Below are 12,187 nucleotides of genomic sequence, written 5' to 3' on the forward strand. Positions count from 1 at the left end.
GAATGAATTGTACCATACGCATCTTTTTTGTCGTCAGCCTGCTTTGTATTACCATCAACTCATATGCCCAGCCGGGACGTGCGATGATAGACAGTCTGGCCCACCGGATGGAATCCTATTCTAAAACAGGGGGAACAAGTCTTTATCTGGCTGGTAATAAAGATATTTATATAGCAGGAGAAGATCTATGGTACAATGCTTTCGTACTGGATCAGCAAACTTTTGCACTCGCAGAACAGGAAAGCATTTTATACCTGCAACTGATGAAGGAAGGGAGTGATACCGCTGTCTGGAAGGAAATGTATCCTGTTACCCATGGTATATCCGCCGGACGTGTATACCTTCCGCAAACCCTGGAGGCTGGCAGATACCTCTTAAAAGCCTATACTGCTCATTCTTTTTTTTCCCTGCAGCCCTACTTTTATGCTGTCTTTCCAATCCAGGTGGTGCAGGATCCGCGTACTATCAGGAATAACTGGCAATTGGGGCAATCCAGGTCTTTGCGCCAGGCAGAGCAGGCACATGTGCGCTTCTTTCCGGAAGGGAATGCACTGATCGCTGGTATAGAGAATACGGTAGCGTTTAAAGCCCTTAATAAAGACAATGAGCCGGTTGACCTCAAAGGGGAGCTTTATAAGAACGGGAAGGCAGTATCAGTTGTGCAGACACAGCATGGCGGTATGGGGCTGATCCGGTTTACACCGGAGGCGGATGCATCTTACTTCCTTCGTGCTGAAGGCATAGACTTTAAATTGCCGGCTGTTACAAAGGAAGGCATTGGTTTTCATCTTGAACGCAATCAGCAGGATAGCTTAGTGTTCAGACTCAGATCCCCTCAGCAGCGGGAACAGCCGGTTCTGTTGAGAGTACAGGTAAGAGGAGCGGTGCAGTTGATTGCTGCCGGTTTGTTGAAAGATAGTCTGCTGATGAAGATACCTATTGCTGCCCTGCCGCCCGGCGTAGCAGAGGCAACACTGTTTGACGAACATCAGAAAGTGTTGGGCGCACGACTGGTATACGTGCATCATGAAAAGAAGCTGTATGTGCGTTTCAGTCAGTTAAAAGAGACATATAGTCCTAAAGAACAGGTCACCCTTAAAATCAGTACGACGGATGAACAGGGTCGGCCGGTTCCTGCGGCGCTTAGTCTGCGGGTCTATGACCGCCTGTTTGGCAACCGTAAACATACCCGTGATATTGTAAACTATTACCAGTTAGCCAGCCAGTTGCGTGACACGCTGTATGATCCGTCTTTTTATTTTGATAGTACGCATAATAACGGGAGAGAAGCACTGGACGTTTTGCTACTCACACATACAGCAGACCAGTACAATCTGGGCGATGAAAGAATGAAACAAGACTATGCCGCAAAGAAAATGGTGCTGATGGATAGTCTGAAAGCGACCGTTATCGCAGCAGGGAAGTCTGGCAAAAAGAAAGTACCGGTATCCCTGATGTTCTTTGATTACAGCAAGAGCATTAACCAGATTGGAGTGACGGACAGTGAAGGCACTTTTTATCTCAGTCCTGAAAATCTTTCTATCGGACAGCGCTTTTTCATTAAATATTTTTCTGAAAAAGAACACGGTATTTATGTGACAGATCCGTTTAAGGCTATCAGTACAGTAGAATCGGAACAGCATCCTGTGAATATGTTAAGTGAAAGAAACATTGTTACTGAAGAGAAAGGCATCGATAGCAACAGGTTGCAATATGGCAATATGCTGAAAGAGGTGATTGTGCAGAGCAAAGGCCGTGGTTTCGGCGATCGCTATCTGGGTTACCTGGACAGCATCGCCAAATTTGAGGGCAATATGGATTATGTAGGGCAATGTGGCTGGCTGAACTGTCCGGCCTGTGGAAGCGGTACCAAGCCTATTGAAGGCGTGGCTTATTCTGAGCTGATAGAGCCGAAGAGAAGCCAGGTAAACAGTCATCCTTTCTCCTTTGGCGCCAATGACATGAAAAAGGAACCCTATCACTATCCGAAATATACAGAGGAAGAGTTGTTGAAGAAGTTCAAAATGGTTATAACCAAAGGCTTTTATCAACATGCCCCTTTCTACTCACCAGATTATAATAAAGAAGATAAGATGGTGAGCGATACCCGTAATGCACTCTACTGGAATCCATTGATCGTAACAGACGAGCATGGAGAAGCGACCATCCGCTTTTTCTGTTCTGACATACGGAGCGGATTTTTGGGTGTGGCAGAAGGGGTGAGCGGAACAGGATATTTAGGTACAGGTACATTCAGTTTTGGCGTAAGATAAATCGGTATAAAGATGCGCAAGCGCGTAATAGTTTTGATCATTACTTTACTCTATCATATGACTTCCTTCGCTCAGTCCTTTACCCTGAAAGGATTGTTGAAGGATACGAGTTTACAGCGCCCGCTTTACAGAGGATCCGTAGTATTGTTGCAGGCCCGGGATTCTTTTATTGTATCAGATACCCGTGCCGATAAAGAAGGTCGCTTTGTATTTAATCACCTGAACGATACTGCCAACTATATCCTGTTTTTCTCTTATCCGGGTTATGCTGCCTATTCTCATAAGATCACTGCGGTGAAACCTGTGGATGGTGTCCTGGATATGGGAACGGTAAGTTTGTTATTGAAGGAGAAGCTGCTCAAGGAAGTAGTCGTCAAGTCTCAGACGGCCATCATCAAGATAAAAGGAGATACGACAGAATTTACGGCGGATAGTTTTAAAGTGCAGGCAAACGCCTCTGTAGAGGAGCTGTTAAAGCAGCTTCCTGGTCTGCAGGTAGACCAGTACGGTAACATTACCGTTCATGGGAAGAAGGTCAAAAAGGTATTGGTGGATGGAGAAGAATTCTTTGGTGATGATCCGACCCTGGTCACCCGTAACCTGCGTGCTGATATGATTGACAAGGTACAGGTTTATGATAAGAAGTCTGATGCAGCTGTCTTCACAGGTATCGATGATGGTGTGAAAGATAAGACCATTAATCTGAAGATTAAGGAGGATAAGAATCATGGCGTATTTGGTAAGGTCGAACTCGGTGGAGGCACAGATGAACATTATAATGTGCAGGGTATGCTGAATGCATTTAAAAACAAACGTAGACTATCAGTGTATGGTACTAACGGTAATATTGGTCGTACCGGTCTGGGAGCAGCGGACAGGCAGAAGATAGGCACAGATAATGATGGTGCTGAAAACTATGATGATAAAGGTATTCCTACTGTTACCAGTGCAGGCGCGCATTATGATAATAAGTGGAATAAGGATCAGCAGTCTTTTAATGGCAATTACAAGTTCAATACAATGATGGTGAATGGGGAGGATATCGTGGTGTCGCAGAATAATCTTCCTACCGGTCTGATACTAGGTAACTCCATCAATAGATTTGATAACCGGAATACCCGTCAGTCGGCCAACGGAAAGTACATTTTCAAAGTAGATACATCCACTACGATTACTGCATATGCAGATGGCGCAGTCACTGATAACAGGACTGCCAGTTATGGCAATACACAGAATTTCCGGGGAGATAGCAGTATGATCTATAATAACGAATCAAGCGATCGTAATGACTATCATCTCAGATCCTATAATGTAAACCTGGCCTGGGAAAAACGGCTTAACAAGGCTGGTCGTACGATCTCCCTGTATCTGAATAATAACTTTTCAAATGATCATTCGTCAGGAGAGAACCGGTCAAATAGTGACTATTATGATTCAACCGGCACAAAAGACAGCACGGCGCTTTTGTATCTTGGCAGACGTACAAATGACGACTGGCGTACCAACACCCTGAAAGCGATCTATACATCGCCGATATCGCGAAAGTTGTCGCTGGTTATTAACTATCAGATCGAAAACAACCTTAGTCATGATGATAAGCGTTCTTATAACCTGGTAGAGAATCCGGCGGGAAAGGAGGAGGATGGCGCGTTTAGCAGTAAGATGAATAGTAATACCTGGTCTAACCAGGGAGGGGTTGCTATTAATTATACAGCGCCCAAACTAATTCTGAAAGCGGGGAATAATATTCGTTCGATAGCAATGGACCTGGAGAGTGAGTTTGATAACTACCGGCTGAAAAGGACTTTCCTGAACTGGAATCCCAGCGCAAGTATACAATATACCGTGAAGCAATATTCAGAAGTCCGTCTGAATTATGTGGGTAGCAGTATCAACCCGGAAAAGGCACAGTTACTGCCATTAAAGTTTAATAATGGACAGCTTGTTACTTACCTGGCTAACCCGGACCTGTATAATAGCTTTAGCCATAAGATAAGTGGTGATTATAGCGCCGCGAAAGTCGTTTCAAATGTATATACTGGTGGTAACGGAAGTGTGACCTTTACGACTAACCCGATTGCGCAGGCTATTAATGTATCCTCTTCCGGTAAGTATATTTACAGGTTTGTGAATATGCCGGGATATACCAATATGAATTACGATCTGATGGCTTATTATGGTCGCCAACTGCCATTTAATATACAGATGATCGCTGCCCTGAATACCAGTGGTGGAAAGACTTTCAATCTGACAGATGATGATGTGAATAAACTGACGTATCGTACATATGGCGCCGGCGTGGAAATCTATAAATCCAAACAGAAAAAATACAGTAGTTATCTGCTTGCAAAGGCAGGGTATAATATTAATAAATCTTCTTTGCAACCAGACACGAAGAATAATTTTCCGTTCATTGAAATCAGACCAAGTCTGGCAATTTACTTTCTCAGGAAATTCGAAATACATACAGATGCCAATTATCTCTGGCAACAGAAGTCGCAGGCGTTTAGTGACAATTTCAGCCGTGTGATCTGGAATGCCTGGTTAGGTCGTACTTTTCTCAAACAGGATCAGTTGACCATCAAGATATCCTGTAATGATATCCTGAACCAGAATAACGGGTATTCCCGTACAGCCAATAATAACTTCTTCTCAGAGAACAGATATACGACCATCAGACGATTTTTTATGTTAGGTGCGACGTGGAATTTTACCAAATTCAGCACCATAAAACAATAGCACATGAAGAGATTATCCTTTTTACTTTTAATGATGGTCTTTTCCCATGTACTGTCTGCACAACAGGTCACTTTCGTCAATAGCGGCAAGGTCGTATTTGAGAGAAGGGTCAATACTTATGCGGTGATAGAGCGCTTTGTAAAGGAGGCGAATATCATACCGGCAGCCCAGGTGTACTCTTATATGCTGAGTTACAGGAATGATAACCCGCAGTTCTGGACGGATGATTTTGAGTTGTATTTCGATACTACATATACATTGTATAAGCCGCAGCAAGCCGATATCAGTGCAAGGGCAGCATACATCGGTGCAGTAGCTTATAATAATAAAGTATTGAGTAACCTGACATCCGGTGAAGCAGTTGCATTAAAACAGGCATTCGACCAATCTTTCTTTATTAAAGACACTATCCGGCATATTCGTTGGAAGCTGACAGAAGAGACACGGGAAATAGCCGGTTTTCAATGTCGCAGAGCCAACGCGCTGATAGCTGATTCTATCTATATCGTGGCTTATTATGCAGAAGAAATCCCGGCCAGAGGTGGTCCTGAGTCTTTTAACGGCCTGCCGGGAATGATATTGGGCGTAGCCATGCCACATGAGCATATTACAATTTTTGCTAAGCAGGTAGACAGACAGCCGGTTACGCCAGAGACCTGGAAACTCCCTGCGCAGGGGAAGAATGTGCCTGTTGACAATAAACAGTATAAAAAATCGATGATGGATATCCTGTCCCGGTTCAGATTGAGTTCCTCCTGGGTGCAGATCTTTATGGATATATAACGATGTAATAATGTAAAATGAAAATCTTGTTTTTAACCCACCGTTACTATCTGCTCCTGCTGATCGGCATGTTGATCCCGATTGCGTTTGGTATGGGCTGGCTATCTATGCTATTGATTGTTCCTTTCCTTGTATTGCTAACAGGTTTGTATCTCTCGCGTAGATTCGTGAAAGGGCAACTACAGTCAGTAGTCAATACTGGTTTAAAGCTCCTGTTATTGATCGTATACACGATGATCTCTAAACTCTATGTTTTTGATATCTACCAGGTCAACAGTAGTTCGATGGAAGGCGCACTCATAAAAGGAGATGTATTGTTTATTAATAAACTGGCTTATGGACCTCAGGAAATAGATGATGCGAACAGCATTTCATGGGTGAAGTTATTTCGTAGTAACATCCGGCAGGAGGAAACATGTCCTGTCATCAGCAGGAAGCATGGATATACACATATCCGGCGAAACGATGTTTTTATCTATGAATTGTTTCCTGCTTACTTTGTTGTGAAACGATGCGCGGGATTACCGGGAGATCATTTGAAGATCAGTAATGATACCACGTTTATCAATAACAGGTATGCTCCTTTTTCGGCTTATCATCAAAACCAGTATCTCGTAAAATTTCGGGATCATGCCGGTCTGAAAGCTTATCTGTCCTCCGTATCCAGGTCAGCAATAGATTCGGTCAATATTGATTCAAATATATTAGTCGTCAATGTTTCGCAAAACGATCTGCCGCAACATGCATTGCGTGTTACCCGTTTACCCAATAAACTACTAGCAGGTAAGATGCCTTATTTCCGTCCGGATATATGGACGATCAACAATCTGGGACCATTAACGATTCCGTATAAAGGATGGTCCGTTGCTGATTCAGCTTTGTACCGGAATACCATTGAACATTGGGAATGTAATAATACACCCGAAGGATATGTGTTTAGGGATAACTACTACTTCATGATGGGGGATAATAAACCCTATTCAGAAGATTCCAGGTACCTGGGTCTGATTCCTGAAAGAAAGATTGTGGGAAAAGTTGCCTTTATCCTTTACTCGTATAATGAAAAAGGATTTTTATGGAACCGCTTGTTTAAAAATATTCTATGAATACTCAAAACAAACTGCAGGCTTATGTGGGGTGGTGCGGGATATGTATGCTATTGTTATTGTTTATCCTGACTCCTTTGCAAAATAGTGACGCACTTCAAAACGGTGTTACTGTCTCAAAAACCTTCTTTTTTTCGGAAGGTGTTATCCTGTTATTACTGATCGGGAGTGTGATATGGTTATGCAGAGATAAGCATATACAGATCAGCTTATCGAGGATTGATGGCATTTTTACTTTACTTGTTCTTTATATCGCTTTGCGTAGTGGCGGGAGAATTACTCCCCGCTTAATTGAGTTGATAGCCTTAACAGGTTTTTACCTGGTGCTTCGCAGATGTAAGTGGCGGCATTTCCTGTTTATACTTTATGCGATCGCTGTGGCTGGTATTATTCAGTCAGTATACGGGCTATTGCAATTGTATAACATATTACCCGCTCACAGCCAGTTCCGGTTGACGGGTACGTTCTTCAATCTGGGCGCCTATGCAGCTTTTGTCGCGTTAAGCGCATGTGTATCCCTGGTGCTGATCTTTTATTTTAAAGATAAGCGCATGAGTATGATTCCGCAGCTCAATATCGTGTTAGCGATTATCATACTGCCCATTACCCAGAATCGTGCGGCATGGATTGCATTGATTGTAGTAGGTGTTTTTTTATATGCACGATTTATGAAGAAGTATCTGCTGTACGGTATGTTAATAATTACAGGTGTGTTGGTGATAGCCGGAGGATATTATCTGAAAAAGGATTCAGCTGATGGGAGGGTATTAATCTGGAAAGTGACCAGTCAGATAGTTGGCGCGCATCCGCTTACGGGTATCGGGTATGATCGTTTTGCAGGCGAGTATATGAACTACCAGGCGTCATATATGCAGGCACAGGGTAGTCCGGGGGAAAAACAGCTGGCTGATAATGTATACTATGCATTTAATGACCTGTTACAGTTGACGGCTGAATCAGGCGTAATAGGGGCATTCGGTATCCTGTTACTAATACTGGTTTGCTTCCGTGTGAAAGGTTATGACAGGTTCCGTTATGCCGGTCAGGCGATTATCCTGGGGTATATGCTTATTGGGATGTTTTACTACCCGCATTTCATACTGCCTTTAAAAATGACAGGTGTATTGGGATTGGCGATGTTGTCAAGGATGGATATAGCGGTGACAAGACAATTGGATATTGTTCGGATGCCTAAGATCCTGGTGGTGACGATCACGCTTATCCTGTCTGTTGCAGGTATCCTAATCGCAGAGCAGCTGAAAACGGGTTATAAACAATGGGGAAAGGCACAGGTAGCCTATCAGCATCAACGTTTGGATGAAAGTATCCGGTATTTTGATCAGGCATTGTCTTATCTGCCACAGGAAGGAGAACTAATGTCAGCAGCCGGTAAAGCTTACTTCCTTGCTGATTCCCTGGAAAAGGCCGTACAGTACCTGACACAAAGCAAGGCTTTTCTTAATAATACGGTCATTGAAACGACCCTCGGCGATATCAGTGTACAACAGCACAATTATGTTGCTGCAGAGAGATATTACCAACAGGCATTACACATGGTGCCTAACCGGTTTTACACAGAATATATGTTATTGAAGCTGTATGTTGCCAGTAATGAAAGTGAGAAAGCCTGTACCCGGGCAAACCTTATTCTGCATAAAGAAGTCAAAGTGTCTTCTACTGCGGTACAGCAGATTCAGGATTCCGCCAGAGTGTATTACGCCAATAATAAATGCCATTAATAAAAAGACCTATGTCCATTGTTATGAAAAATATTTCAATTACCATTATGCTTGCCCTATTGGGCTTGCTTTGCGCCTGTAATGCAAAGAAGGGAAACGTAGAACAGGAGGTACTGAGCTACTTTAAAAAGCAACAAAACCCGGAGAAGCTAAAAGCTGCACGATATTTATTGACTAATATGAAAGGGCATTATAGTCTGGCGGGGCCGAACTATGATAAGTATGTGCAGATATTCCGTGAAATCAGCATCATCCCCGGTGATAAACGGAATACGGCTATTATGGACCGTATGAATTTTCATAAAATAGGAGATAGCTTTTTTATGGAAAAGGATGAGAGCAGTCTGACAGCTGAATATCTCATTAAACATATTGAATATGCCTATGCCGTATGGGAGAAAGTGCCCTGGCGGAAAGACTATAGTTTTGATATCTTCTGTGAATATGTCTTGCCTTACAGAATTGAGAATGAACATCACAGTAACTGGATCAGGCATTTCCATGAAGCATTTGCAGGGATATTTGATGAACTGCATTTCGCCGGAGGTTCCGTGTATAAAGCAGTTGATTATTGTACAGATACTACCCGGTACATCGCTATGCCCGATGGGGATAGCACAACGCTTGTCAGATTAAGTCCCGGTAAAAACCATATTACCTTCGATAGTATTTATGTGGAAGCAGACGAGGAGAAGTGGATACGTATTCAGTATACAAGCGGCCTTGATTCAGCAGCGCTCAGACTGGTCGTTAATGGCAAGGATACGATACTGAAAAACCTTAATACTGCCGGTAGTCTGTATTGTTATCCTGGTCACCAGGTGAGGATTAAACATCCTTTTCATAAAGGGATTAATACGATTGAAGTGAGTGTGTCGAATAACCCGATCGGGCTTGATTACCTGGATATTATTCCTGTAGAGAAATTCTATCGCAATACGCCTGCATTCCAGATAACAGATGGAGCTACCTATGCGATCTATAACGCAGCAAATAGTAAAGGATTAAATACTGTGTTAAAGTCAACGGGCCAATTCAATGTTCAAAATATAGATTACGGCTATTTTGCACTCCGGACTAAAGGAAAGAAGAATACAATGACTTTAGCCTGGGATACCTATTATAGCCAGGATACCTTGAGACAGGCCGCATTCTCCGGAGATGACAACCAGCAATGGGCAATTATCCCGGTAGGTAACGATCACTACAAAATATTGAGTAAGCGGAATGGAAAATGTGTAGAATTGTTAAAGGACGGACAGCTGGCTGTAAGGAATGAATATGCCGGTAACATTCAGCAGCAATGGAGATTCGAAAGGACAGATAGTACTATTCGTTTTGATACTGCTTCCCATGTGCCACAGAATACACCGTTGGAATATGCCTGCCGTGTAAAAGATGCCATCAATTTTGAATGGATGATATTCAGCAATTATTTCCCTGCACTGCCGGCAAGCAATATTTTTGAAAACCACGTGGGGGATTGCCGAGCACAATCCCATTACCTGGTATATATCCTGAGATCACTGGGCATTCCTGCCGTAAGCGAAGTGAACTTACAACGCCCTAACAGGACAATGGGACATGACTGGAATGCGATCATCGGCAGTAAGGGAGAGACTATCTACTATCAGATAGATACAAAGCCAGCTACGGGTAAGCCCGATTCTCCTATCGCTAAAATATACAGGCGGACATTCAAGGTGGATTCCAGTGCTTTACCGTTTAAGAAATACCCTTCAGAAAATATCCCATTGACTTTTGATAACCCCTATTTCAAAGATGTGACCAGTGATTATTTCCGTACTAAAACGGTTGCTGTAGATCTCTTTGAAACAGCAAAGGATATAAAAGACCGACATGCTTACTTATGTGTATGGGATGACGCTAAATGGTTGCCGATAGCATGGGGGGATATTCATAATGGAAAGGCCACTTTCAGGGATATGGGACTGAACGCACTTTATCTCCCGGTGATCTATAAAGATGAGAAGACCTTCATTCCGATAGGGACTCCTTTTATACTCAGGGATAGTCTTATTCAATATGTTTCTCCGCAACAGGAACAGCAGGTACAGGCAGTTTTAAAACGTAAATATTACTGGCCGGAAGAACATTTTATGGACTTTCGGCTGAATGGAGGTCGCTTCCAGGCTGCGAATAAAGCCGACTTCTCAGATGCTGTCACATTATATACCGTAAAAGGTAAAATTGCTCCAATCCCTTATAACATTCCTGTCAGTGATACAAAGACTTATAAATACTATCGTTATCTGGGTCCCCGCTCAGGTTATGGAAACCTCGCAGAACTGAAGTTTTATGATAAGGCAGGCCGGGAAATGAAGGGTAAAATCATTGGCAGCGAAGAGAGTTATAAGTTATTGGGTAACACAAAGGATAAGGCGTTTGACGACGATGTCCTGACTTTTTACGATGGGTTCAGCCGGAATATAAGCTGGCTTGGGATGGAATTCGCACAACCCGTTGCTATCGGTAAGATAAAGTTTATCCCAAGGAATGATGGGAATTGTATAGAGATGGGGGATGATTATGAACTGATGTACTGGAATAATAAAGACTGGCAGTCCCTGGGAATGGTTATTGCCCGCGAGGATTCGCTGATATATAAGAATTGTCCTAAAGATGCGCTATTCTTACTGCACGATAAGACCAAAGGAAAGCAGGAGCGTATCTTTACGATAGATAAAAAAGGGAAACAGGTCTGGTGGTAGCCGGGAAGGCGGATTCAGTAAGACTTCATATATTTATACCTATGCAACGAAAAACAGTTCTGCTGCTTGGCGCCAATTCAGATGTCGCCAAAGCTGCCATTCTCCTCTATGCGGCAAAAGGTTTCCGCATCATCGCGGCTTCGCGTAGTACCGATGCGCTTCAGGCGTTTGCGGATCAACAATCGTTCCCTAAAGAACTACTGACGATACTGTATTTCGATGCAGCAGATTTTGACAGTCATGCAGGCTTTTATCAACAGTTGCCAGAGAAACCGCATATTGTCGTATATGCCGCCGGTTATCTGAAAAATAATGAAGAGGCATTACTGGATTTTCCGGGTAGTTTCCGGATGATGCAGGTGCACTACGCAGGGGCTGTTTCCATACTGAATATCATCGCGATGGATACGGAAAATGTGCGTCTGGAGAGAATCATTGGATTGTCTTCGCTATCCGGCGTACGAGGCAGAAAGAGCAATTTTATTTATGGCAGTACGAAGTCTGCTTTCACGCAGTACCTCGCCGGATTGAGACAATATCTCTTCAACAGGAGGGTCACCGTCAATGTGATAGTGGCAGGATATATCCGGAGTAAGATGACTGCGGGTCTGCACCTTCCTGAATCGCTGATGCTGGAACCGGACTTTATTGCAAAGGCGGTGGTGGAAGCTGGTAATAGTCTGATTGTCGTTCCCGGGTTTAAATGGAAACTCATTTATACGATACTGAAATGGATGCCTGAGCGACTGGTAGCGAGATTGCCGTAGCCGCATGTACCTGCTGCCATGTCCAGCCACGGACAGCCATGTACTAAA

The 12,187-nt window shown here is 43.3% G+C and carries 7 protein-coding genes; all 7 read left to right on the forward strand.

Annotated elements, in window-relative coordinates; all coding sequences use genetic code 11:
• Positions 1-2: 2 nt before the first annotated feature.
• The 7 genes from CPIN_RS12285 to CPIN_RS12315 are packed head-to-tail and all read left to right on the forward strand — an operon-like array spanning position 3 to position 12,139.
• Positions 3-2,273, forward strand: coding sequence for a hypothetical protein (locus CPIN_RS12285; RefSeq protein ID WP_012790121.1), 2,271 nt, complete (start codon positions 3-5; stop codon positions 2,271-2,273).
• Between the two features lie 12 nt (positions 2,274-2,285).
• Positions 2,286-5,012: an outer membrane beta-barrel protein gene (locus CPIN_RS12290; RefSeq protein ID WP_012790122.1), complete on the forward strand. Its 2,727-nt coding sequence runs from the start codon at positions 2,286-2,288 to the stop codon at positions 5,010-5,012.
• A 3-nt stretch (positions 5,013-5,015) separates the two neighbouring features.
• Positions 5,016-5,795, forward strand: a complete 780-nt coding sequence (locus CPIN_RS12295) for a GLPGLI family protein (RefSeq protein ID WP_012790123.1) — start codon at positions 5,016-5,018, stop codon at positions 5,793-5,795.
• A gap of 17 nt (positions 5,796-5,812) precedes the next feature.
• Complete coding sequence (gene lepB, locus CPIN_RS12300; protein WP_012790124.1) at positions 5,813-6,901, forward strand: signal peptidase I; 1,089 nt, start codon at positions 5,813-5,815, stop codon at positions 6,899-6,901.
• Positions 6,898-8,640 (forward strand): O-antigen ligase family protein, encoded by a 1,743-nt coding sequence (locus CPIN_RS12305; RefSeq protein ID WP_012790125.1) that lies wholly within the window; start codon positions 6,898-6,900, stop codon positions 8,638-8,640. Before lepB ends, CPIN_RS12305 begins: the two co-directional genes overlap by 4 nt.
• 23 nt (positions 8,641-8,663) lie before the next feature.
• Positions 8,664-11,372, forward strand: coding sequence for an RICIN domain-containing protein (locus CPIN_RS12310; RefSeq protein ID WP_044218479.1), 2,709 nt, complete (start codon positions 8,664-8,666; stop codon positions 11,370-11,372).
• Between the two features lie 41 nt (positions 11,373-11,413).
• Positions 11,414-12,139 carry an SDR family NAD(P)-dependent oxidoreductase gene (locus CPIN_RS12315; RefSeq protein ID WP_012790127.1) on the forward strand — a complete coding sequence of 242 codons (726 nt, stop codon included), beginning with the start codon at positions 11,414-11,416 and terminating at the stop codon, positions 12,137-12,139.
• Positions 12,140-12,187 lie beyond the last annotated feature (48 nt).

It is taken from the genome of Chitinophaga pinensis DSM 2588, from assembly GCF_000024005.1.
Taxonomy (GTDB): Bacteria; Bacteroidota; Bacteroidia; order Chitinophagales; family Chitinophagaceae; genus Chitinophaga; species Chitinophaga pinensis.

Excerpts from the sequence above, each read along its gene's own strand:
- CPIN_RS12295 (WP_012790123.1), top strand. The coding sequence starts at position 5,016 with ATGAAGAGATTATCCTTTTTACTTTTAATGATGGTCTTTTCCCATGTA.
- lepB (WP_012790124.1), top strand. The coding sequence starts at position 5,813 with ATGAAAATCTTGTTTTTAACCCACCGTTACTATCTGCTCCTGCTGATC.
- CPIN_RS12285 (WP_012790121.1), top strand. The coding sequence starts at position 3 with ATGAATTGTACCATACGCATCTTTTTTGTCGTCAGCCTGCTTTGTATT.
- CPIN_RS12305 (WP_012790125.1), top strand. The coding sequence starts at position 6,898 with ATGAATACTCAAAACAAACTGCAGGCTTATGTGGGGTGGTGCGGGATA.
- CPIN_RS12315 (WP_012790127.1), top strand. The coding sequence starts at position 11,414 with ATGCAACGAAAAACAGTTCTGCTGCTTGGCGCCAATTCAGATGTCGCC.
- CPIN_RS12290 (WP_012790122.1), top strand. The coding sequence starts at position 2,286 with ATGCGCAAGCGCGTAATAGTTTTGATCATTACTTTACTCTATCATATG.
- CPIN_RS12310 (WP_044218479.1), top strand. The coding sequence starts at position 8,664 with ATGAAAAATATTTCAATTACCATTATGCTTGCCCTATTGGGCTTGCTT.